The organism is Kordiimonas aquimaris (assembly GCF_025574485.1).
GTDB lineage: Bacteria > Pseudomonadota > Alphaproteobacteria > Sphingomonadales > Kordiimonadaceae > Kordiimonas > Kordiimonas aquimaris.
Window position 1 is genome coordinate 227,173 of sequence record NZ_JAOBPO010000002.1, and the last position, 23,261, is coordinate 250,433.

At 50.0% G+C, this 23,261-nt stretch carries 25 protein-coding genes; 18 read left to right on the forward strand and 7 right to left on the reverse strand.

The features are described 5' to 3' along the window. Positions 1-39 precede the first annotated feature (39 nt). On the reverse strand, positions 40-537 hold the full coding sequence (locus tag OEU88_RS06770) for an Lrp/AsnC family transcriptional regulator (protein ID WP_262694378.1): 498 nt from the start codon (positions 535-537) through the stop codon (positions 40-42). Positions 538-706: 169 nt separating this feature from the next. Here OEU88_RS06770 and OEU88_RS06775 point away from each other — a divergent pair, with 169 nt between their 5' ends. The 3 genes from OEU88_RS06775 to OEU88_RS06785 are packed head-to-tail and all read left to right on the forward strand — an operon-like array spanning position 707 to position 4,643. Then, positions 707-1,987: a purine-cytosine permease family protein gene (locus tag OEU88_RS06775; protein WP_262694379.1), complete on the forward strand. Its 1,281-nt coding sequence runs from the start codon at positions 707-709 to the stop codon at positions 1,985-1,987. Continuing rightward, positions 1,987-3,549 (forward strand): hydantoinase/oxoprolinase family protein, encoded by a 1,563-nt coding sequence (locus tag OEU88_RS06780; protein WP_262694380.1) that lies wholly within the window; start codon positions 1,987-1,989, stop codon positions 3,547-3,549. Before OEU88_RS06775 ends, OEU88_RS06780 begins: the two co-directional genes overlap by 1 nt. Continuing rightward, complete coding sequence (locus OEU88_RS06785; RefSeq protein ID WP_262694381.1) at positions 3,546-4,643, forward strand: DUF917 domain-containing protein; 1,098 nt, start codon at positions 3,546-3,548, stop codon at positions 4,641-4,643. The genes OEU88_RS06780 and OEU88_RS06785 overlap by 4 nt, the downstream gene beginning before the upstream one ends. A 55-nt stretch (positions 4,644-4,698) precedes the next feature. On the opposite strand, the gene OEU88_RS06790 is transcribed toward OEU88_RS06785, so the two are convergent. Continuing rightward, the gene (locus tag OEU88_RS06790; RefSeq protein WP_262694382.1) at positions 4,699-5,316 is read right to left on the reverse strand and encodes a glutathione S-transferase family protein; all 618 of its coding nucleotides are present in this window, start codon (positions 5,314-5,316) and stop codon (positions 4,699-4,701) included. Positions 5,317-5,448: 132 nt separating this feature from the next. On the opposite strand from OEU88_RS06790, the gene OEU88_RS06795 reads away from it, so the two are divergent. The 3 genes from OEU88_RS06795 to rsgA all read left to right on the forward strand — a co-directional run bounded on the left by OEU88_RS06795 (position 5,449) and on the right by rsgA (position 8,192). Further along, positions 5,449-5,811: a winged helix-turn-helix transcriptional regulator gene (locus OEU88_RS06795; protein ID WP_262694383.1), complete on the forward strand. Its 363-nt coding sequence runs from the start codon at positions 5,449-5,451 to the stop codon at positions 5,809-5,811. Between the two features lie 215 nt (positions 5,812-6,026). Further along, the gene (locus tag OEU88_RS06800) at positions 6,027-6,710 is read left to right on the forward strand and encodes a DUF2490 domain-containing protein (RefSeq protein WP_262694384.1); all 684 of its coding nucleotides are present in this window, start codon (positions 6,027-6,029) and stop codon (positions 6,708-6,710) included. A 354-nt stretch (positions 6,711-7,064) separates the two neighbouring features. Continuing rightward, the gene (rsgA, locus tag OEU88_RS06805; RefSeq protein ID WP_262694385.1) at positions 7,065-8,192 is read left to right on the forward strand and encodes a ribosome small subunit-dependent GTPase A; all 1,128 of its coding nucleotides are present in this window, start codon (positions 7,065-7,067) and stop codon (positions 8,190-8,192) included. Positions 8,193-8,264: 72 nt separating this feature from the next. Here the strand turns inward: rsgA and OEU88_RS06810 are convergent, their stop codons facing one another. The 3 genes from OEU88_RS06810 to OEU88_RS06820 are packed head-to-tail and all read right to left on the reverse strand — an operon-like array spanning position 8,265 to position 10,098. After that, the gene (locus tag OEU88_RS06810; protein WP_262694386.1) at positions 8,265-8,813 is read right to left on the reverse strand and encodes a hypothetical protein; all 549 of its coding nucleotides are present in this window, start codon (positions 8,811-8,813) and stop codon (positions 8,265-8,267) included. Between the two features lie 23 nt (positions 8,814-8,836). Continuing rightward, entirely contained in the window at positions 8,837-9,451 is a 615-nt protein-coding gene (locus OEU88_RS06815) for a glutathione S-transferase family protein (protein ID WP_262694387.1), read from the reverse strand. An 11-nt stretch (positions 9,452-9,462) separates the two neighbouring features. Then, positions 9,463-10,098: a LuxR C-terminal-related transcriptional regulator gene (locus OEU88_RS06820; RefSeq protein WP_262694388.1), complete on the reverse strand. Its 636-nt coding sequence runs from the start codon at positions 10,096-10,098 to the stop codon at positions 9,463-9,465. A gap of 206 nt (positions 10,099-10,304) precedes the next feature. On the opposite strand from OEU88_RS06820, the gene OEU88_RS06825 reads away from it, so the two are divergent. From OEU88_RS06825 to OEU88_RS06870, 10 genes are all read left to right on the forward strand, one after another. Further along, the gene (locus tag OEU88_RS06825) at positions 10,305-11,258 is read left to right on the forward strand and encodes a TolB family protein (RefSeq protein ID WP_262694389.1); all 954 of its coding nucleotides are present in this window, start codon (positions 10,305-10,307) and stop codon (positions 11,256-11,258) included. Positions 11,259-11,386: 128 nt separating this feature from the next. Then, entirely contained in the window at positions 11,387-11,635 is a 249-nt protein-coding gene (locus tag OEU88_RS06830) for a ParB N-terminal domain-containing protein (RefSeq protein ID WP_262694390.1), read from the forward strand. A gap of 137 nt (positions 11,636-11,772) precedes the next feature. Further along, the gene (locus OEU88_RS06835; RefSeq protein ID WP_262694391.1) at positions 11,773-12,246 is read left to right on the forward strand and encodes a DMT family transporter; all 474 of its coding nucleotides are present in this window, start codon (positions 11,773-11,775) and stop codon (positions 12,244-12,246) included. 71 nt (positions 12,247-12,317) lie between these two features. Further along, a complete protein-coding gene (locus OEU88_RS06840) occupies positions 12,318-13,574 on the forward strand; it encodes a Vgb family protein (RefSeq protein ID WP_262694392.1) in 1,257 nt (418 codons plus the stop codon). 81 nt (positions 13,575-13,655) lie between these two features. Further along, positions 13,656-14,669: an isopenicillin N synthase family dioxygenase gene (locus OEU88_RS06845; protein ID WP_262694393.1), complete on the forward strand. Its 1,014-nt coding sequence runs from the start codon at positions 13,656-13,658 to the stop codon at positions 14,667-14,669. 9 nt (positions 14,670-14,678) lie between these two features. Next, on the forward strand, positions 14,679-15,815 hold the full coding sequence (locus OEU88_RS06850; protein ID WP_262694394.1) for an NADH:flavin oxidoreductase/NADH oxidase: 1,137 nt from the start codon (positions 14,679-14,681) through the stop codon (positions 15,813-15,815). 114 nt (positions 15,816-15,929) lie between these two features. After that, positions 15,930-17,243, forward strand: coding sequence for a pentapeptide repeat-containing protein (locus tag OEU88_RS06855; RefSeq protein WP_262694396.1), 1,314 nt, complete (start codon positions 15,930-15,932; stop codon positions 17,241-17,243). A gap of 4 nt (positions 17,244-17,247) precedes the next feature. After that, positions 17,248-17,445 carry a hypothetical protein gene (locus tag OEU88_RS06860; RefSeq protein ID WP_262694397.1) on the forward strand — a complete coding sequence of 66 codons (198 nt, stop codon included), beginning with the start codon at positions 17,248-17,250 and terminating at the stop codon, positions 17,443-17,445. A 265-nt stretch (positions 17,446-17,710) separates the two neighbouring features. Next, positions 17,711-18,451, forward strand: coding sequence for a hypothetical protein (locus tag OEU88_RS06865; RefSeq protein ID WP_262694398.1), 741 nt, complete (start codon positions 17,711-17,713; stop codon positions 18,449-18,451). Positions 18,452-18,515: 64 nt separating this feature from the next. Continuing rightward, entirely contained in the window at positions 18,516-19,694 is a 1,179-nt protein-coding gene (locus tag OEU88_RS06870; protein ID WP_262694399.1) for a winged helix-turn-helix domain-containing protein, read from the forward strand. On the opposite strand, the gene OEU88_RS06875 is transcribed toward OEU88_RS06870, so the two are convergent. After that, positions 19,691-20,272: a TetR/AcrR family transcriptional regulator gene (locus OEU88_RS06875; protein ID WP_262694400.1), complete on the reverse strand. Its 582-nt coding sequence runs from the start codon at positions 20,270-20,272 to the stop codon at positions 19,691-19,693. The two genes, OEU88_RS06870 and OEU88_RS06875, sit on opposite strands and share 4 nt — an antisense overlap. Positions 20,273-20,454: 182 nt before the next feature. On the opposite strand from OEU88_RS06875, the gene OEU88_RS06880 reads away from it, so the two are divergent. Continuing rightward, positions 20,455-21,891, forward strand: a complete 1,437-nt coding sequence (locus OEU88_RS06880) for an NAD(P)-dependent oxidoreductase (protein ID WP_262694401.1) — start codon at positions 20,455-20,457, stop codon at positions 21,889-21,891. Here OEU88_RS06880 and OEU88_RS06885 read toward each other — a convergent pair. After that, positions 21,888-22,166 carry a DUF1330 domain-containing protein gene (locus OEU88_RS06885; RefSeq protein ID WP_262694402.1) on the reverse strand — a complete coding sequence of 93 codons (279 nt, stop codon included), beginning with the start codon at positions 22,164-22,166 and terminating at the stop codon, positions 21,888-21,890. The two genes, OEU88_RS06880 and OEU88_RS06885, sit on opposite strands and share 4 nt — an antisense overlap. 95 nt (positions 22,167-22,261) lie before the next feature. Between OEU88_RS06885 and OEU88_RS06890 the strand changes: the two genes are divergently transcribed. Next, a complete protein-coding gene (locus OEU88_RS06890; RefSeq protein ID WP_262694403.1) occupies positions 22,262-23,191 on the forward strand; it encodes a LysR family transcriptional regulator in 930 nt (309 codons plus the stop codon). Positions 23,192-23,261: the final 70 nt, after the last annotated feature.

A 23,261-nucleotide genomic window follows, 5' to 3' on the forward strand; every position in this document is an offset into this window, starting at 1 on the left:
GCCCTCTCTTTTTTTGACTGGAAAGGCTTTATTTGCCGCTTACTCTTTCCACTTTAGCTTTTCTAATGGGTAACCGAGGTACCATTTAGTACGCTCCATCACCATGCGCACTTTGATGTTTTTAACCCCAAGGTCAGGGTTTTCGCTAATAGTGTCACACAGCGCATTTAACGCCTGCGTACTGGGACAGCAGGTGAACGAGATATATTCGCCTTCATTCATACGCAGGCAATCCATAAACTCGGGTATTTCCTCGATGGCTGCTTCGAATGTTTTGCGCGCACGGGCGTTGTTGCTTTCAAGCGTAAACTCAACTTGTGCCAGTACATGTTCGAAAATACGGTCCAGATCCATATCTGTTTGCGCATTGAAGAAGTAACCTGCTTCCCTGAGCGCCTTGGTGCGCTGAAAACAGGCACTTGGTGACAGGCCAACACGCTCAGCAAGTTCCTGGTTGGATAAGTCGGCGTTCAAGTGAACGGTTGCCAGAATTTTCCGATTGATGTCATCAAGCTTGATGGTTGGTTTGTCGGTCATGTAGCCAAGCCTTGTTTCGCACACTTCTTAAAGGAAATGTTAAATGCTGGTATGTGAGGAAAATATCCTACGGTGCAGTGGGTACATTTCAAAAGCCTATTTTGTAAAAAATGATGCATAGTGCATTAGCGTGAAGGCGTATTAACAAGAACGAAATGGGGAAGCCAACATGACCGATAGCAGCGAATTTTCAGTCGCACCGATCACAGATGATCAGCTTGTGGCATGGCCGCGTGTCGCAGCAATTGCGGTTATGGTAGCATTTGCTCTGCCGGTTTTTGTTGCAGGCCTTGAGATATATCAAGGCCTCTCGTTTGTAGATACAATGCTCGCGCTGCTGATTGGTTCAGTGGTACTAACGGTGATTGGCGCCGTTATGGGCTCTATAGGGGCACGTACCCGTCTTAGTTCTTATTTGCTTGTTCGTATTGCCTTTGGTGACAGAGGTGCAGCGGTTGTTAACATGGCGTTTGCTGTGTCGCTGGTTGGCTGGTTCGGTGTGAACATCGACCTGTTTTCCGGTGCGGTTGTGCGCTTGGCGGCAGACGTGTTTGGTGCTGTTGTTCCTGCATGGCCAATTGAAATTGCCGCCGGTATTCTAATGACCACAACCACCGTGTTTGGTTTCCGCGCCATCAACCTGATTGCCAGCGCGCTTGCGCCGATACTTGCTGTTGTTACGGTCATGCTCATTTGGGGTACGTTTGAAAGTCATTCACTTGGTGAATTGATGGCGATGGAAAAAACACCGACACTTACAATTGGTGACGGTGTTTCTGCTGTGGTTGGTGGCATTATCATCGGCGCGATTATTCTGCCGGATATCACGCGCTTTATTCGCCAGTGGCACGGGGCTATTTATGTGGCCTTTTGGGCTTATATGGTGGTTGAGCTCGTTGTGTTTGCTGTTGCTGGTATGGCTGGTGCTGCCAGTGGTAAAACAGAAATTCTGGATGTGTTGTTGCATTACGGGCTGGGTGTCGGTGCCTTTGCCATTGTTATTGCAGGTAGCTGGGTTTTAAACTCGCTGAATCTATACAGCACGGTTCTGTCTGTTGAAGCGACATTTCCCAAGCTGAAGGGCACGCTTATTACCGCAGTACTTGGTGCGCTCGGTGTTGTGGCGGCCTTCATGAACATCCTCGATAGCTTCCTTGCATTCCTCGGTTTTCTCGCGGTTATTTTTGTGCCGGTGGCAGGTGTGATCATCACAGATTACCTGCTGATCAAGCGCAGCCGCTACACCGCGGAAGCGCTTACCGCGAACCGCCCAATCGCGGTAAAGGCCGTTGTTGCATGGGTGGTTGGTGCACTGGTCGCTGCCTTGATTAATGAGGGTATTGTTGGTTCTGTCCTCGGTGTTGGTGTGCTTGATTCTGCCTTCCTTTCAGCACTTATGTTCGGTGCGCTGTCATGGGGTGATCGCACGACAAATGAGGAGATAGCGTAATGCGTATTGGTATTGATGTTGGCGGCACGCATACAGATGCAGTCTTGTTATCCAGTTCAGATGTCATTGCTTCAACGAAGGCACTAACCACAGCAGATGTGCTGGGCGGTGTAACGAATGCGCTGGACACTGTACTTGCAACAGACGGTGTTGAGGACAGTGATATTGAAGCAGTTATGATAGGTACCACGCAGTTCACAAACGCTGTGGTGGAGCGCCGCGAGCTGTCGCAGGTTGCCGCAATTCGTATTGGTTTGCCGTCAGGTGCAGGCCTGCCGCCAATGGCTGACTGGCCTGACGATATTGCGGATGTGCTGGGTCGCCATACATACATGATCCACGGCGGCACGCTGTATGATGGGTGGTCGCTGGCCGACCTGCGTGACGGCGAAATCGATGCCGTTATCGAAGACCTGAAAAAGAAAAAGCTAACTGCTGCTATGGTGTCGGCAGCGTTTTCACCTATGAACGCAGAACCTGAGCGTATTGTGGCTGAGCGCATTGCCGCTGCCATACCGGGTATGCGGGTGACGCAGTCGCACACAATGGGTCGTTTGGGTATTATGGAGCGTGAGAACGCGGCGCTCTTAAACACCGCTTTACTTGGATTTGCCAACCGTGTTGTGGGTGCGTTCAACAGCGCCTTGAAGCAGCGCGGTTTGAACTGCCCGATGTATGTCAGCCAAAATGATGGCACGCTAATGAGTGCTGATTTTGTCAAGCAGTTCCCGGCCTTGACGTTTGCATCCGGCCCAACCAATTCCTTGCGCGGTGCCAGTAAGCTCACGGGTCTTAAGGACGCAATTGTCGTGGATATTGGCGGCACAACATCCGATATTGGTGTGCTGCAGGATGGTTTCCCGCGTGAAAGCAATGTGGTGATCGAGGTTGGTGGTGTGCGCACCAATTTCCGCATGCCAGACATTTTGGCTGTAGGCCTTGGTGGTGGCAGTATCGTGGCAGACGAGGGCACAAAAATGGGGCCGCAGTCTGTTGGCCATAAGCTTGTCACCGAAGGATTGGTGTTTGGCGGCAAAACCTTGACCGCTACAGACATTGTTGTGGCGGCTGGCAGCGCAGATGTGGGTGACAAAGCGGGTGTTGCTGGTTTGGACCGCGCGGTGATTGAGGCAGGCATCGCCACCATTCACCGGATGCTGGACCAGAACATTGATATGATGAAGCCAAACAGTGACCCTGTGCCTGTCATTTTGGTGGGTGGTGGTGCGCTTTTAGTCACTGGTGACTTGAAGGCCGCATCTAAACAGTACCGTCCTGAAAACGCAGGTGTTGCCAATGCTATTGGCGCTGCGATCGCGCAAATCGGCGGTGAGACGGAACGGCTTTTGTCCTACCGTGAAACACCGCGTGAAGAAGCAGTGAAAATGGTGACGGCCGAAGCAACGGCCAAGGCTGTTGCTGCTGGTGCAGACGCCGCGACAATCCGCGTGGCAGACATTGAAGAAACCGCAATTCCGTACATGGACGAGGGCGCAACGCGCCTGCGCGTCAAAGTGGTAGGGGACATTGCTGCATTGAATAAAGCTGGAGAAAATGCATGAAACAGGTAAATGCAAGCGATCTTGATGACTTGTCTTTGGGTTCTGTTTTTCTTGCTACTGGCGGTGGCGGCGACCCGTATGTGCCACAAATGATCACGAAGGCTACGCTCGAAAAATACGGCCCTGCCACCATGATTAATGCCGAGGACTTGGCTGATGATGCATATGTTGTGGCGCTGGGCGGGGTCGGCGCGCCCACGGTCAGCCTTGAGCTGTTGCCGTCTATCAGCGAAAGTATTGAAACATTGAAGGCGTTTGAAGCACACGTGGGCCGCAAGGTGGATGCTGTTGTGTCGTTTGAGATTGGTGGCGGTAACTCGCTTATTCCCATTGCGGCAGCGGCTGGGTGCGATATCCCTGTTGTGGACGGGGACGGTATGGGCCGCGCCCTGCCTGAGGCACAGATGATGACATATGCCATTGCGGGCGTTAAGCCAACGCCGGCGGTTGCGATGGACTATGCGGGCAACATCACCACATTCACGACACCAGATACACCGACCTATGAACGCCATATTCGCAGCCTGGCGATGGTGTCCGGCGGTATGATTGTGACGGGTGAACACCCCATGACGGGGGCGGAGCTAAAACCAGCTATCATTCCGGGCACGGTTAGCTTCTCTATTGCGCTGGGCAAAGTGCTACGCGAGAACCGTGGTCGCGCCGACGAAATGCTGCCGCATCTGCAGGCGCTATTTGGTGCATCAATATACGGTGAATGCCGCATGTTGCATGTGGGCAAAGTGTCAGACAAAGCAACGCGTATTGTCGGTGGTTATGATGTGGGACAGGCAACCATTTCAGGTTTCGATGAAGAGGGGCCAAGTCTGCATATCACCATCAAGAATGAGTATTTGCTGGCCGAACGAGACGGTAAAGTTGTGGCCTCCGTGCCGGACCTGATCGTGATTGTGGACTATGAAACCGGCACACCCATTAATGCCGAACGCTTGCGTTACGGCCAGCGGGTGGCGGTGTTTGCTGTTGGGTGTCCCGCGTACTTCCGCAGCGAAAAGGCGCTAAAAGCTGTTGCTCCGCGCGCTTTCGGTTTTGATGTGGATTATGTGCCTCTGGAAGATATTCCACACGGGTGATACACAAGGATGCCGGCGAGACAGTACGCTCACCGGCCATTTTAAATAGTGTCGTTTAACCTGGCATTTGAGGCCAGCTTGGTCGAGCTTTAATGGCCGCTTCCCACCGTTTAACGCGGGTAAGCTCTTCGGGAATTTCATATTGCACAAAGCGACATAGGCCGAGCATTGCCATGCCGGTGATATCTGCCACGCTGAAATTCTCGCCTGCAATAAACGCGCGATCATCTGAAAGTTCCTTGTCAAGCCACCCGAGCCTTTCGGGGAACAAGTTTCTTTGTGTTTCGGCATACTCAGGCACTTGAGTAATACGTTCTCTGAACAGCTCGAATGTGTGAAGACCGATTGCACCGATAACCTGAAACAGTTTTAACTCGATACGGCGGTTCCACATCTCCACCAGCGCTTGCTCTTTTTCTGTAATGCCAAACAAGGCAGGAGCAGGGTGTTTGGCTTCAAGGTACCGGCAGATAGCAATGCTTTCTGTGATGATGGTGCCGTCAGCTAGTTCCAACACAGGCACTTCACCCAGCGAGTTGATTTTACGGAAAGCTTCGCCTTGGGTTTCACCGTCCATGATGCCCACGTTAACGGTCTCAATCTCAATGCCTTTTTCAGCAATAAAAATGTCGACCCTCATGCCATTCGGCGACATGCTATTATATAGTTTCATTGTTTTTCCCCTCACAAAGGTGACTGCCGTGTTTTCATAGATTTTAGTAACTAGTAACTTGCAATTAACAAGTTATTAGTTACATTAGACATAGCGACTTGTAAAACGCAAGTCATAAGTTATGATTGCCTTATGACAAATGAAACAAGATCTAGTTGCCCAATCTCTGTCACTCTTGAAATGGCAGGAGACCGATGGACCATGCTGCTGGTGCGTGACATGGTGAACGGGAAATCGAAATACTCCGAATTCCTTAACTCACCAGAGCGTATTACCACCAACGTGTTGGCGAGCCGATTGTTGAAAATGGAAGCAAGTGGTCTGGTGCGTAAAACATTGTATCAAGAGCGCCCAAAACGCTATGCCTATGCGCTAACTGAGCGCGGGCATGACCTGTTGCCGATTGCACAAGCCATGTGCCGCTGGGCCAACAAGCATTTGCCTGACACATGGGTGCCACCAGACAGTTTTATGCAGGCAGAGCCAGGTACATGAGATAAATCTTTTCGCTCATGTCTTTGATTTTGATGTGGATTACATCTCCTCGGAGGACATAATGCCTTGCCTTGATGCAGTCTGCCACACATCCCTGGTTTGAAGCGCATACCTTCCATGCAAGGGGTCTTTTGTCTCATTTGTGTCTTTTTGTTTAACTTCAAACCAGTTTTAATTATAGATAAACAGCTTACGTTATTACCTATGGGGGCGGCATGTATTCTAAAAATTTATTAGTCGCAGTTTGTTATGCGACATTCGCGGTTTTATTTTGTCTGCCTGTCAGCGCACAAAATGACAATCAGGCCTGGACCGCGGTCTTTACCAACGGTGCGATTGATAAAAATGGGAAAGCCCTTTTCTGGTTTGATGGCCATGCCAGGTTTTCGGAAGACGCATCAAGGCTGGGCGTTTCAATTATTCGCCCTGGTTTTGGATACAAAGTCAATCAACAGCTATCTTTATGGGCTGGTTATGCGCGTGTGGTTAATCGTGCAGATGGGCGGGCAGATATTAAGGAAAACCGTATTTGGCAACAGGCTACATATACCATTGCGTCAGGTAATTGGGGGATATTGTCAGGGCGGACACGTTTTGAGTTTCGTTTCCTGAATACAGGAAGTGAAACGGGGTATCGTTTGCGTCAATTTTTTAGATGGCGAAAGCCGCTTAACGAGCGGTGGACGGCTACCGCCTGGAACGAAACCTTCATTGCGTTAAATGATACCGATTTTGGTGCACGCGCAGGGCTTGACCAAAATCGCTTTTTCGCAGGCTTAAGGTGGCGTGCCTTTAATAATGTTAGCCTTGAAGGTGGATACCTTCTCAATAATATTAATGGGGCAGCTGGTAATCCATCAAACAATAATGTTTCGATCAGCCTGATAGCTCCGTTCTAGAGCGAGAATAAGCTGCGGTGCCGTACACCCTTGATTTTGATGTGGGTTATGTGCCGTTTAAGTACATAATCATGTAGTCTTGTTTTCACTATACCATCTTGCTACAAGCAAGAACCTGAGGCTGTGGCCTCTGAGTGTTGGAGATTTTATGTCGGATATTGCGGGACGCCGCTAGCCCCTGATTTGGGTGCTGGCAAGCAGGGAAACGGTGCAGTCATAGGCGCAGCGTTCCTGTTGATGTATGCTCACAATATTTTCGGAAACAACTTGCCGTATTCCTATAAGGATTGAAGGCACACTTGCTATGCACTGCATGCAGGCTGCTTCCGGACAAGAAATGAAAGTCTCTCAGAAATGGCACGTGATTATTCACAGTTTCTAACGTCTTTGAAAAAGAACCAACAAATCAAAACTGATACTAATGCACAACCTGCGCCTTCTCTTTCCATCCTCGACAGGCTGGGTTGGAGCACACACTTTAGCACGCAGGTCGCAGAGGGTGTGCTCACCAAAGCGCCGCCAGAAAACCATACACCTGTGCGCGTCACTGAAGTGCACCGTGCAGGCTTGCGTGTGATGGGTGAGGATATCGAACAGCTTATTCCACCAAACGCTGACCTCACCGTGGGTGATTGGCTGCTGCTGAATACTCAGCAGCCAAGCCACAGCCAGCGACTGGAGCGCAAAAGCCTGTTCAAGCGCCGCGCACCAGGCACAGACAGGCAAACCCAGCTTATCGCTGCCAATGTGGATACGGTGTTTATTGTGTCTTCCTGCAACAACGATTTTAACGTGGCACGACTGGAGCGCTACATCGCCCTCGCGGTTGAGGCCGAGGTGGACCCTGTAATCATCCTGACTAAAAGTGACCTTACGGACACGCCTGAGGAGTATGAACGCAAAGCGTGGGCCTTGAGCGACCATATGCCGAGCCCTGTGCCTGTTTTGGTGCTGGATGCACGCGGCGGCGAGCCGCACGTCAAGCTTGTCGACTGGTGCAAGCCCGGGCAAACGTTGGCGTTTATGGGCTCGTCGGGTGTGGGTAAGTCCACACTTGTTAACGCGTTGTCGGAAACGGTGGCGGCGGAAACGCAGGCGATCCGCGAAGATGACAGCAAGGGCCGCCACACCACGACAGCACGTGCGCTGCATATGCTGCCCGCGGGTTACTGCGTGCTGGACACGCCGGGGATGCGTGAACTGCAAATGACCGATGTTGCGGACGGCATTGCGGGCGTGTTTGCAGACCTTCACGCATTAGCCAGCACATGCAAATTTAATGATTGTGGCCATGAAAGCGAACCGGGGTGTGCTGTGCTTGCAGCTGTTAAGGCTGGCACGGTGGAGCCTGCGCGCCTGAAACGCTGGAAAAAACTGGTTACCGAAGAACAGTTTAACGCCATGTCGCTCGCCGAACGCAGGTCAAAAGACAAAGCGTTTGGTAAAATCATCAAAGAAGCCGTTAGCCACAAAAAACGATAATAGTGGATATGCCCCTGACAACAGTCGTGTTGTTGGGGGCATGCTACCCTGTTTGCCTACATAGCCGCGCGGCTATTTTGTTTCATGTGCTATGTTATGATGAAGGCGTTTGTATACATTATCATTAAATTGCTTCCATTCGTCGTCCACGCGTGCCCAGTCTGTAATGCGCATGGTACCGTCGCTGAGGATTTCATAGCGCGTGCGGCCAAGTCGCGTTTCTTCAGTGCCCCAAATTGATGTTAGCGCTTGCCCTTCCAACGTAGATGCTATGGGATGAATGGAGCCTTCAATATCTGCCCAAAACGCCTGATAACGATCATCAGTTAGCTGTTTGTAATAAGCAACGCCGGAAAACGCAGGTGTGGGTGTGCCGTTTGTTATAATATTGATGTTGTACTGAAGATGAACCAGCTTGCCACCAAATGCGGGTGCAAATTTGATGGTGCTGACGGCGGGCCGCCCAAATGCATCGCCGTTTGATTGCCAATCACCCATGAAGCTTGCAAGGGGTGGATCATCCGTCGCAGTGCTTGGGAACGCAGCAGTTACCAGCAGCACAGCCGTTAATAAAACTGCGTTCCCATATCGAGTGATGTGTTTCCAAATATTCTGTGTCATTACACTATCCCGTATTTGTTTAATTATGCCGCATCATTGATTGTAATAGACTTCTTGTATGCGGGTCTTTTCATGCATCTGTCTGCGTAAGCTTTCAGCACTTCACTATCGCCCAGCATGCCAAATTGCTGCATGAAACACGCTGATGATCCGACCATTACGTCTGCCGCTGAAAAAGTATCTCCCAGGATCCACGGTCCGTTTTTAAGAGCTGCTTCAAATGCCGCGATCATAAGATCAAATGACCCCCAGCCGTTCTGAACAGTGTTGGGTTCACGGCCAGCGAACTTTTCAGCCATGGCGGGTTCAACAACGGCGGGTGTATACAGCATCCAGTAGAGATATTGTCCGCGCAAACTGCTGTCAGTGCTGGGTGCAAGTTTGTTTGCTGGATACTTGTCTGCAAGATACAGGCATATCGCGGCAGACTCAGATAGCTTTACATCGCCGTCTATGATTGCAGGTACTTTGCCCATCGGGCTCGCAGACAAAAATTCTGTGTCAGGTGTTCTGTCAGGATCCCGGATATCAATAACAACAGGATCATAATCCAGCGCGGCTTCTTCAAGCATCCAGATAACGCGTTGAGCGCGGGTTTGTGGGCACCAATATAGTTTAATATTGTTAGAATCAGGCATGTTGGGTCACCTCAGTCAATGGGTTTATGTTGCGCCATAATGGCAAGGGGGCGGTCATCAACATCGTTGAAAAAGGCCATCCATTCCTCTGTGCCATCATCGTGTTTGTGCACCATATGCGGTGCATTAGTGAAGATGATACCACGTGTTTCCATCTCGGTTTTAGCGGTTTTGATGTTGTCTACTTGAAAATAGAGGATCGAATCTGTGGGCAGCTCCCCTTCTGATTGTTTCAGAAATAATCTGACGCCATCGCAGTTGAAAAAGGAGATGTCGCCAAATGAAAACAGATGTTCAAGCCCGAGCACTTGTTCGTACCACTTCCGTGCCTGATTGATGTCTTTTGTGTGTCTTGAGATTTGCCCGACTTGTTTTATTTCGAATTCAGTACTCACATCGTTACCCTCTGTATGTAATGTTGAGTTTGCCGCAACGCCGCTCCAGACACGTAGCTCTGCGCGATTTGACAGGCAGAGTTTTTGAAGGATGTTGGCGACGTGGTATTTTACCGCGTCAATGCTGATGCCGTGCCTTTCGGCTATTTGACGGTTGGTCATACCGTGTCGCAGGCCTTCAATGGTTCGCCATTCAGCGGGCGTTAGAATATCTTCATGCCTTGGGCGGCCACGTTTCTTTTGCTGTGTCATATGTATAGCCTACCGAAACAGGTGGGTATTTTCCCTACTCTACCACAAAGTTTTCTGATTTCTTTTCGACATGAGGTCTGCGTCGTCACACCCCCCTTCATATCTGTGTTATTATATCTGACGTTTAAACGACCGATAATTTGACAATCAGGTGTGATAAAACCCTAATGTTTCTTTTGAAGTGTCATGTTCATGGGAGTTAGGTCATGCGGAAATGCAGCATTTTTGTTGGAATAGGTATGGGGCTTCAGGCTTTGCTTGGCCAAGCGGGAATGGCACAGCAAACGCCGGCGACTGCGCCGAACAATGCAGGCGCTCCGCCAGAGACAGAAATTTATGTGGCTGATATGCAAATAGGTCCTGGCATGGTTACTGTCAACAACCCAAGGAACATAACGCAGCACAAAGGGTATGATAATCAGCCGTATTTCCTGCCGAGTGGAGATGCACTTCTTTATACATCTGAAGGTCCCGGTGCGCGCATGGATATTTGGCAGTTGGATCTGAAAACAGGTGTGCGAACACAGCTAACCGATACGCCGGACAATAGCGAATACTCCCCGAAGTTAATGCCTGATGGTAGCGGCTTTTCTGTTATCTATGAGCAGGAAAATCGTGGTGGTCAGGAAGTGCGCCGATATGGATTTGACGATACAAAACAATCCGAGGTGATGCTTGACCTTAGCCCTGTCGGCTATCACGCATGGGGGCACGGCACGAAGTATCTTGCTACTTTTGCGCTTGGTAACCCGCCTACGCTTCGTCTTGCCAACCGCGAGACAGGCGAGATTAAAATCATGCATGAAAACATTGGGCGTGCGCTATATGCCCTGCCTGATGGCAGTGGTTATACATTTACCGAGCGGCTTGAAAGCGGCGCGTTTAAAGTGCTGCATCTTGATATTGAAAGCGGCGCGGTTACACCGCTGTTTGATCTGCCTGGCGGTGTTGGTGGCAACGAACACTATGCGTTGATGGTCAACGAGGATGCGCCACTAGGTATTAGTTTTATTTCTGCCAATGGAAGCAAGCTGTATATACGCAGTGTATCGCAAGATGCATGGCTAGAGATTGCAGATATGGAATCTCAGGGCATTAACACGATTACACGCCTTGCCGTTAATGCAGCAGGCGACAAGCTGGCGTTCGTTGTGCGTTAATTAACTGGCCCTGTAAGGGGCATTAATTCTGCCATAACGCAATGGATGTTTTGTCTTGTTTAAAGGCTTGGTGAAAATAATCACTGTATGCAACAGTCTGTGACAGTATAATCAGATGGGACCAATAAATGCTCAAAGTTACCTATGAGAAAATTGAAGACATATATGTCCCAGCAGCACGTCGTCAGGAACGGGATCAGGGCAAGGTAGATGCAGTCATAGAAGATATGCTCAACGAGATTGAACAGAAACCTATTCGGGTTCGCAGAGGCAAAGGGCGTCTTGTTTTGATAGCAGGTATTCACCGGCTTGAGGCTAGCAAGGCTTTGGGCGAGAAAGAGATAAGCGCTTACATTACCCAAGCACCAAAATTTTAAGTGGCGATTGATTGCACATAGGCGCTGGCAGAGAGGTATTGCCGCGTTAATGCTCTTGCCCATCTGGTAAAAATGGGGTCATGATGAGATGAATGATCGGTGATTTGAGCGCTGATCAATAGTAAAAGGTACATCTCATGACTCCGTCAACAATTACGTTTACTGTCCTTATGTTTGTTGCAGGTATCGGTATCCCGGTTATGGCTGCGATGAATGCAGGTCTTGGTGTGCGTATTGCTAGTCCGGTTGGTGCGGTTTTTATCCTCTCCGGTATTGCAGTGATTGTATCAGGCACTGCGATGCTTTTCGTTGGGGTGCCAGAGTGGGCAGCTGTGTTTTCTGCACCACCGAAATATTACTTTGGCGGGTTGTTTTTCCTTTTCTATATTCTGTCTGTGACCGTTGCTGCGCCGCGTATCGGGCTTGGTAATGCGGTGTTTTATGTTTTGCTTGGGCAGCTTGTTGCTGCTGCGGTTATCGATCATTACGGGATATTATCGGCGGCTGTATCAGAGATCACGCCGCGCCGTGTTTTGGGCTTGGTGGTTATGGCCGTGGGTGTGTTTTTAGCACGAAAAGATATGCTGCCCACCAACATGGGCGCAGGGTGAAGCTACGCTTTCACCTTGAGTGCACGTGTATCGTTGCGGTAGTATCTCATTGCGTAATCAGGAGTGGGGTCATGATGCAACAAATGTTTTCTTCCAAATTGGTGTTAATAAGTGCAGCGCTGTGCGCTCTGAATTTCAGCGCTGAGGCACAAGAGTTACCTGATGGTACTGGTAAAGAAACGGTGACAGGTGTGTGCACCGCTTGCCACACCACACGTAACATTGTTCGCAGCAGTGGCTATAACAAAGACGGGTGGGCGGAATTGACCGCCACTATGGTTGATCTGTCAGCTGACCCTGAAACACTGGATGAAATCACCGGTTATCTGGCAATGCATTTTCCACCGAATGATAACCGCGTTTCAACCATCGTTGGCGGTAACAGGAGTGTTACGTTCAAGGAATGGACAGTGCCAACACTTGGGCAGCGCTCCCGCGACCCAGTGGAAGCACCAGACGGTTCTATCTGGTGGGCAGGCCAGTGGGGCAATCTGATTGGCCGCATAGATCCTGGTACAGGCGAAATGACCGAGTACCCGTTGCCACCAAACGCCATGCCGCACAGCGTGACATCGGATGCAGCTGGCAATATTTGGTACACAGGCAACAAAAACGGCACCATGGGTAAGCTAAACCCTGAAACAGGTGAAATTACTGAATATAAAATGCCAGACCCAAATGCACGTGATCCACATACAGCCGTGTTTGACAAGGCTGGCATTCTTTGGTTCACGCTGCAGCAAAGCAACATGATTGGGCGGCTTGACCCTGAAACGGGTGATATTCGTTTGGTGACCATGCCGACACCGCGGTCGCGGCCTTATGGTATTAAGGTTGCTGCTGATGGTTCCTTGTGGGTGGCATGCAATGGCAGCAACTGCCTTGTGAACGTGAACAATGAGACCATGGAGCTGGCTGAGGTCAAACTGCCCATTCCAGCGACAACGGTCCGGCGGCTTGATATCGACGAAAACGGCGTCATCTGGTATGGCAACGCTTCGCAAGGGCGGCTTGGCCGCTATGACCCAAGCAATGGGCATATTATGGAGTGGCCTTCCCCAAGCGGCCCGAAATCTCACCCTTACGGTATGGTCGTGGCAGGCGGTGCGGTTTGGTATAACGAGTCAGGTGTGCGGCCAGATGCGCTGGTGCGCTTTGATCCAAAAACCGAAACATTCCAAAGTTGGGCGATGCCGTCAGGCGGCGTGCATGCAGGCATCATTCGCCATATGCGCACAGACAGCGATGGTAACATTCTCGCGCATCAAAGCAGCACTAACCGTATCATTAAAGTGATGATCAATCCCGTTGACACCGTTGGCGATTAATGAGTTCTTGTTGGCTGGATTGCGGCCCAAGCATATGCGCCGTAATGACATGTAATATATAGATTGCGGGGCGCTGAATTCGTGACAGAAAAATTGTTTGATGCCGAGGCAAAAGAAAACGAATTACGCACCCAGTCATACAGCTGGGATACATCAACTGCATTATCTGCAGAGGACGGCGACATCCCGATTGTGGATGTGGCGGAGTATTTGCGCACAGGTAGTAGGGATGCCCTGAAGGTTGCTGCTGAGACGCTGCGGGGTGCATGTGAAACCGTCGGATTTTACCAGTTAGCTGGCCACGGTGTGGACAGGAAACTGATCAATAATATGTTCGCTGCCGTACGTGCCTTTCACGCGTTACCACTTGCTACCAAGCAGCAAATTATACTGGACAGGCCAGACTGGCCGCTGCGTGGTATTGGTTATATGCCAGTGGGAGAACGGCGTTTTCCCCGCCGCGAAAAAGGCAACCTGAATGAAGCTTTTCTGATTAAGAGCGCACAGGGCATCAGCTTTGATGATAATCAGTGGTTGGCGGAAACTGACCTGCCCGGTTTTCGCGGCGTGGTTGAAGAGTATGCAAACGCGCTAACGACACTTGCACGCAGTATCTTGCCTGTTTATGCAGTTGCACTTGGGCTCGAACCTGACTTTTTTGCACCGGGGTTCACCCATCCGTTTTGGCGGTTGCGCATGACACACTATCCGCCGTTTCCAGCGCAGGATGCTGACCAATTTGGTATCGCGCCCCACGTAGACACAACCTTTTTCACTCTGCTGTTGCAGGACAGCCCGGGCCTGACGATTTTCAGTGAGAAACGCAAGGCATGGATCAAGGCGCCGGTGATTGAAGGCGCATTTGTGGTTAATTCAGGTGAACTGTTAAAGCAGTGGTCGAATGATCGTTTTGTCAGCACAAAACATTTTGCCAATACGGATGGCACCGCTTCGCGCTATTCTATTCCGTTCTTTTTCAACGCCAATGCAGACTATCCTATGGCATGCTTGCCCACGTGCTGCGGGCCGGATAATCCGCCAAAATACCCGACTGTTTCCTACCAAGACAGTCAAGCGGCAGCACAAGGTGAATAGGGTGCAACTATGAGTGCACTTTTTCAGCCACTAACGCTGCGCGGCGTCACGTTCAAGAACCGGATCGCCGTTTCACCAATGAGCCAATACCGTGCTGATAAGGGCTGTGCCAACAATTGGCACATGGTGCATTTGGGCCGCTTTGCTATGGGCGGCGCCGGGCTGGTGTTCGCAGAAGCCACCGCGGTGGAGGAAGACGGACGGCGCACATACGGCGACCTCGGCCTGTGGGAAGACGGCCAGATTGCGGAACTGGCCCGTATCGCAAAATTCATTGAAACAGAAGGCGCTGTGCCGGGCATTCAGCTTGGGCACGCAGGCCGCAAGGCGTCAGAGCGTAGACCGTGGCACGGTGATGCACCGCTGAGCGATGAAGACATCAAGGCGCGGGATGAACAGCCGTGGCAAACCATAGCACCATCTGCCATGTCTTATGCTGTTGGGTGGCCCACACCAGCCGAGATGACAGACGCCGACATCAAACGCGTGATCGCATCTTTTGGGTTGGCGGCAAAACGGGCGCACAAAGCAGGCTTTAAGGTGATAGAGGTATACGCTGCACACGGTTTTCTGGTGCACCAGTTTTTGTCACCAATCGCTAACAAACGCACAGACAGATGGGGTGGCGGCGCCGAGGGCCGCATGCGCTTTGCTGTTGAGGTTGCAAAGGCTATCCGTCAACATTGGCCAGATGATTTTCCTTTACTGTTTCGTTTGTCTGCAACCGATTGGGTGGACGGCGGCCTTGAGATTGATGACACTATAGAGATCGCTCGCGCACTGGCAGCTGCAGGCGTGGATATGATTGATTGTTCAACCGGTGGCATAGGCGGCACCGAGCGGCCGCAGCGCATGAAAATTGAAGACGGATTTCAGGTGCCGTTTTCAGTCAGTGTTAAAAGTGGGGCAGGTGTACCAACCATGGCTGTTGGTTTTTTGCGTGATGCAGCGATGTGTGAGCAAGTGATTGCAAGCGGCAAGGCAGACATGGTCGCGCTGGCGCGTGAACTGCTCGCAAACCCCAACTGGCCGTTGCATGCGGCAGCGAAACTGGGTGTTGATACAGATCATGGCATGTGGCCACCGGAGGCCGGATGGTGGCTTGAAAAACGCGCACAATTAATGCGGAAATTGGGTTTGAAATAGTAGGATTTATGCCCACTCGAGAAGATATTGTAGTCGCGTACCCACAACAATATCGTTGATGCTAGCTTGCCATAAGACTAAGCTCTTCATTCATGGTTTGGGGGAGAGATTGAGTTGGCCAATAATAAATCAAATTTGCCCGACTGGTTTCCAGTAGACATTCCTCAAGAATGGCAAGGCCGAATTTCCGCCATTTTACTGCTAACATTTCTGCTGATAGCTGTTGGTGTTTTATTTAAATTTCTCGCCGTTCTTGTAGGCGGCGAAACCCACGATAACCCCTCAGAAGCGCTTAGGAATTATGCGCTTATACTTGCAGCCCTTATCGGTGTTCCGTTTCTTGTCTGGCGCTCAATTGTTGCTCAAAAACAAGTTGACGTCGCAGAGCAAGGCCAAATCACTGATAGAATAAACAAAGCTGTTCAGGGATTAGGCGCAGAAAAAGTAGTTAGGCAACTAGAGGAAACGCCACGATACAAAAAACGTGGCGATGAGTGGCTTCGTGATGAAGAAGGTAATTTGATTCCAGCTATACGACCAGATGGTAAGGCTTTCATTGATAGAGAAACGTTTGAGCTTACACAGCCAAATTTGGAAGTACGAGTTGGTGCTATTTATGCTCTTGAGCGTTTGGCGCAGGATAGCCTTCGCGATCATATTCAAATTATGGAAATTCTATGTGCTTACATTCGTGAAAATGCTCCGCAGAAAACTTTGAAGCCTACAGAAGATTTGCACGAGCGCCCTAGTCTGCGTGCAGATATTCAAGCAGCAATACGTGTTATTGGAAGACGGTCACAAGATCAAGTTGATGTGGAATGGAAACGCGAGTTTAGACTTGATATACGAAAGGCCAATCTGTCTGGGGGAGACTTTGTTGGCGGCAATTTTTCTGCGGCAATGTTTCATGATTGTTTATTAGAAGCATGTTGGTTTCGAGAAGCTCGACTTCATGGAACGCAATTTTTTCGGTCAATCATTAACCACTCCGATTTTTGGGGCGCTGAACTAACCGGTACAGATTTTTATGGAGCTATATCTAATAGGCCTAAGCCTATACTTGGCGGATTTCATTGTAGTATTGGCATGGGTAAAGTCTATGGTGTGAGTTTAACAGGAGCTGATTTAAGTGCGGAGACATACTTAGGTGACGGCCATAATAGTAATCTTAATTTTGGTACGCGCGATACTATTTTGGCTCGAGGCTGTAAGCCTGAAACAGCTATTGAAGAGAAATACCTTGGTTTCCATGAAACGCGTAAATTAAGAGAGAGTGGAAATCATGATGAAGCAGATGAAAAGGAAGAGGGCCTTTATGCGACACCTTTTGCTGATTGGTTTCCATATGACTCTACGGACATGATGATGTCCTCAGCGCGGCTTAGATTCTTGAAACGTTTGAGTTTGGATTGTTGGCCGTATAAATAACGTTATGAAAATATCGAACAAAGATGCACGGCGACTATGGTTGTGTGGTAAGGGCTTGGCAGTGCGCCAACAGGTTCGTTTAACCCAAACGGTTGCAGCTTCAGGTAGCGAGTTGGGCTGGTGCGGTCATATCGCCAGCATGAGCAATAACAGACAGGCTGGTTTCTGCCAGGCGAATGTCAGTGGCGCTGTGATGCAGTAACGTAATGTTGAGGTCATGTTTCAGCGTGGCTATGCGCCGCGATATAGAGCTGTTGTTTGGCTTCAATTTCTCTGAAAACCAACTAAAGAGCCAGTTTTGGCGCAACACCCTAATATACTTGGATCACACTAATTTATGATGTGCGTATTTGCACAGCTTGTGTGCATTGTCAGGCCTTCTCTTGCTGGGTGCGTTCGCTTTATGGAAGCGATGCAAACACAAACGGCGGGCTTTAGCGTTCGCCAATGTCAGCGAAGGAAAGACAATGATAAAATATCTCATGCGACCTCTTACAGGTTTGGCCCTTATGGCCGCTACGGCTGCCCCCCTCAGTGTAAGCGCGCAAGACAGTGTGCCTGAAAACACCTATACCTTTGAAGCAGGTCAGGTGATTGATTTTCTCTTTTTAACACAGCGCCCTAATACAGAAGATGCCTACAATGCCTATGCAAAAGATGTAATCTCGGAAGGGATAGCACTTGATTACAAACCGATAGGTGGTTTCCGTATTGACCGCAAGCCAACGCAGGGCAACGCATATCCTCAAGTGTTGGTTTTTGGCAGCTGGCCTGGTGATTTTAAAGATCGCGCAGATGCCCTTGAATCACTGGAAGCAGCAGTGCCCAGCTTGCACGAACGCAGGTTAGATGTCTGGTCCCGGTTTGATATGATCAACTATGAACTGGATGAAGATAAATCCTTCACGGTACGCCGGGATAAAATTCAGGTTCTCACCGCTTATTGGGAAAAGGATACTCGTCGGTTTAATACCTTCATCAAAGAGTTTATGGCCAAAGCAAAAGCGGGCGGTGGGGTTGTGAAGCTGGAGTTAACAAACCCACGCTCGCCGTTTGGTTATGACTATACGCCCGAGCATGTCACCATTACCGAGTGGGATAATCAGGCTGCGTTTGATGCCTTCCTGAAGCAGAATTTAGCGATGGATCACGCAGGGGTAAAACATGTGAACCAGTTTTACCTGACCCCGCCAACGCCGAGAAGCTAATCTGCGTTACTATTTCTTGCATTCAAACCTTGTTTGTCACCATCAAGTAAGCTCTGATGGTGACATGAAAATTAATAACAAAGATGCGCGGCGATTATGGCTGTGGGGGCAGGGTCTTGCCGGTGCGCCCACAGGCGCGCTGGATGCTGCCGCGATCATTCGCAGCCTTGGTTTTGTGCAGTTGGATACCATCCAAAACGTTACGCGCGCACATCATCACATCATGTGGTCACGCAACCAGAATTACCGCGAACCGGTACTGGACAAGATGCTGCGTCAGGACCGGGCCGTGTTCGAGCATTTTACCCATGATGCATCGGTATTGCCGATTGAGTTTTACCCCATGTGGCAACGCCAGTTCGAACGGTTAGGCGCGAAGGTGCGAGGATCCGCATGGCATAGGTCTGGTTTGAAGGGTGCAGACTATGATGTGATCAAGGCGCGTATTGCCAATGAAGGGCCGCTGAGTACGCGTGATTTTGATACCAAGATTGTAGGCAAAAAAGAAATGTGGGCGCGGCCACCACACAAAAAAGCGCTGGACCTGATGTGGTACGAAGGCACGCTAACCACATCGCACCGCGAGAACTTTATCAAGTTCTATGATCTAGCAGAGCGGGTGATCCCGCCCGTGCATCGAAACACGATCCACAGCGATTTAGAGCAAATTGATTGGTTGTGTCGGCAAGCGTTGGTGCGCATGCAGTTTGGTACGCTCGGTGACATTCAGCGATTTTGGGCAGCAGTAGATGCAGCCGAGGTGAAGACGTGGGCCAGCGGTGGCGGTACAAATGACTTCATCATGCCTGCGGAAATTGAAGGTGCCGACGGTGGTTGGAGCCAAACCTTTGTGCCGCATGATATTGCTGCGCGCCTTGATGCCGCCACACCACCCGCACCGCGCATGCGTATCATCAATCCGTTTGATCCTGTCGTGCGGGACCGTAAGCGGCTGGAGCGTTTGTTTGGCTTTAACTATACCAACGAAATGTTTGTACCGAAGGCAAAGCGCCAGTGGGGTTATTATGTATATCCATTGCTGGAAGGCACGCGCTTTGTTGGGCGGATGGAACTGAAGGCAGACCGTAAAACAGGGGTGATGACGGTTGCAAACCTATGGCGTGAAGCAAGGGTGAAATGGACCGATGCACGCGCTGATAAACTGGATGCAGAGCTAATGCGTTTTGCCCATCTTGCTGGTTTGAAAACAGTTGAATGGACATGTGCGCGAACGCCTGACTAGTCCTTGCGGGCAAGCAGGGCATCGATGTGATTGCTCATGGCATCCAGCGTTAGGCCGCGCCAGCTTTCCACCCGCAGCTTGTCAGCGCCAGCATGATTGCGCAGGCCAAAAAAGCCATGCATTAAGGCCCAAATGGTTAGAGCAGTATCACGCACTTCTTCAGGTGCGGTGTCTTGTGGCAGTACGAATGCTGTTTGTTCCAGCAGCTTGCCAAATGCTTCAAAACCAGCCTTTTGTGCTTCAGGCGAAGGGGTGTAGCCCGGGTCGCTTTCACCAAAGAACAGGCGGTAATGCGCTTCGTTCGTTTCTGATAATACAATGTAATTCCTGGCAGCTGTCATCATGATGTCGCGCGGGCTAAGGCCTGCCTGCTGAACATCCATTGCGGCAGAAGCCATTTCAGCCGCTTGGGTATACAGCGCATCCAGAATGCCCTGCTTGCCTTTGAAGTGACTGTATATACCGATGGTGGACATTTCAGCGCGCGCTGCGATGGCGCGAACGCTTAATGCCGCGCTACCACCTTCAAGGAAAAGGGCGGAGGCAGCTTTCAGTATTTTGGTGCGCGTGTCTGTCATGATTGGTTTCTTGTTTGGGTTCGTATCTTGCACATATTCAGGTGGTATATAAACATATCTTGACAAAATATAACAGTGTTATATAACGCAAAAATATAACATTGTTATACGCGGGTTGGTATGCAGTAAATCGATAGCATAAGTATGGGTGTTTGCCCGCTGATGCATGCAAAGGAAATGACATGGCACATCACATCATTGAAACTGATTATCTGATAGTTGGTAGCGGCGCGGTTGGTATGGCGTTTGCGGATACCTTGCTTGCTGAAAGTGATGCCACCATCACTATTGTTGATCGCCATCACAAACCGGGTGGTCACTGGAATGATGCTTATTCGTTTGTAACGCTGCATCAGCCATCGTCGTTTTACGGTGTGTCTTCGCTGGAACTCAGCAAAGGCCGCAAGGATATGGTGGGCCTGAACAAGGGATTACACGAGCTAGCATCTGGTCCAGAGGTAAGTGCTTATTTTGATCAGGTTATGCGTCATCAGTTTTTACCCAGTGGCCGTGTGCAGTATTTCCCGATGTGTGATTACACCAGCGACAAAGTGGCTGCGCAAAAAGGTGAGGGGCAGTTTAAATCAATTACTTCCGGTGACACTTACGATGTGAAGGTGGCGAAGAAAACTGTAGACGCGACCTATTTTAAAACCTCTGTACCATCCACGCATACACCGAGCTACACCTGGGATGCGGGTATTGAAGTACATCCGCTTAATGCCTTGCCAAATGTGACCTCAAACCCAGCGGGCTACATGGTTGTGGGCGGTGGTAAAACCGCGATGGATGCTTGCTTGTGGCTTCTGGAAAACGGTGTAAACCCTGATGATATTCAGTGGGTAATGCCGCGTGATGGCTGGCTAATTGACCGCGCCAATACCCAGCCGAGTGAAGAGTTTTTCGCTAGCACCATTGGCGCGCAAGCTAACCAGATGGAATCTATCGCGGCAGCAACCTCAATTGATGATCTGTTTGATCGCCTGGAAACGACAGGCGTGCTGCTGCGCCTTGACCCCGACGTGAAGCCGGAGATGTACCACGGCGCCACTATCAGCCAGCAAGAGATGGCTGAGCTGCGCCGGATCAAAAACGTTATTCGTATGGGCCGGATTAAACATATTGGCCAGCATGAAATTACGTTTGATAAGAGCGTTATGCCAGCCACTCCGGGCACACTGTATGTAGACTGTTCAGCGCGTGCAGTACCTGTGACAGAAATGTTCCCGGTTTTTGATGGCAACCTGATCACGGTGCAAACTGTGCGCACCATTCAGCCTGTGTTTTCATCTGCGTTTATCGCGCATGTTGAGGCGACATACGCCGATGAGAAGCAAAAGAAAGCCCTGTGTTCTGTCGTGCCACTTCCGAACCATGCAACAGATTGGATCATTGTGACCATGGGTTTGATGATGAACCAGTTTACCTGGAGCCAGAACAAGGAGCTACGAGAATGGATCGCCAGTAACCGCTTAGACGGATTTAGCAAGCTTATTCAAAACGTTGACCCTGCAGACACTGAAAAGATGGCAATTCTTGGCCGTATGAAGGCAGCGGCCATGCCCGCGATGGCAAACCTGCAAAAGTTCGCTGTGGAGATTAATGAGAGTGCGGCTTAGCCGACCAAATGAAATTCACTCGTCATCGCTTCATTCCTTAGCGAAATTAGAGCTTGATACGCGTCTGATTGATACCAGTCGGACGCGTGTTGAGCACTGGGGAATTGAATAACTGCTTTGGCTGGCAAGCTTACATCTCCGTGCAGCGCAGTTACAGCGCCTTTGGTGATTATCTCGCCGTCGAAAGCATCGAATGTTTGCGCGGCAGCGGCAGAATATTGCTGTAACTTTTCAGGGTCATTGGGTTTCATACTGACGATAATAAAGGCAGTCATAGGGTCAATTCCGTTCATGGATTAATGTTGACAAACATCTAGGTTTTAGCTCATTAGAATGCAATTACGTATAATTAAACTAATTGTTTCGATTTATGCACAATGTAAAACTTATCCCTAGTTTACTCGTTTTTGCTGAGGTTGCGCAGCGTGGTTCTTTCACAAAAGCGGCAGTGTATCTCGGGCTTAGCAAGTCAGCAGTTAGTCAGCATATAAAACGCCTTGAAGCACATGTTGGCAGTCAGCTTTTGGCCCGCAATACACGCGGAATGGCGTTAACCACAGTGGGTGTGCGCCTATTTGAGCGAAGTCAGGCGCTGACACGGCAGGCGTCTTCGGCACTAAAGGGAATAGATGCTGACCGCGTTGAACCAAAAGGAAAGTTCTCTGTCACATTCCCTAGTTTGCTGGAAAAGGGTGTTGCGCTTCCAGCATTGCGACAATTGTCTGTAGAATTTCCCGGTCTGAGTTTGTGTTTGCGCGTAACAGAGCAACCACTCGATTTGATTGAAGAGAAGCTGGATGTAGCAATCTATGCAGGTACGCCGAAAGATAGTGACTATCGGTTACTGCCACTAGGTAGTATTCAGGACATGTTTTATGCCTCGCCTCTCTATATAGACAATTATGGTGCGCCGCTTTCTCCAAGTGACTTGAGTGGTCATCAATGGATTGCGCCGACATGGCACAAAAGTCCCTTGCTTTTGTATGCTGCGGGTTCCCCGATTGATGCAGTGCCAACACATGAAGTGGCTTTGGATGCTTTCGTAACATGCGACGCTATGGCGTCCAGCATTGAAATGACGCGCAAGAGTTTTGGAGTATGTCTGTTGCCTGAAATTGCAGCGCGGCCCTTGATGGAGCGTGGTGAGCTTAAGCATATTTTGCCGGGCTACCGCGGACAAGTATGGCCGTTTTCTTTCATCCATGCGTTTAAGGCTCAGAAGCCAGTGCATGTGACACGGTTTTACGAGTTGTTGCGCACTCAGTTCGCACGGGTTTTAGTGGAAAAGCATATCCTATAGATTTCCCGGGTGTCGGAATGATACTTCTTAATCGTTTACACGTGTAAACAAAAGAGTTGACTCTATCGAT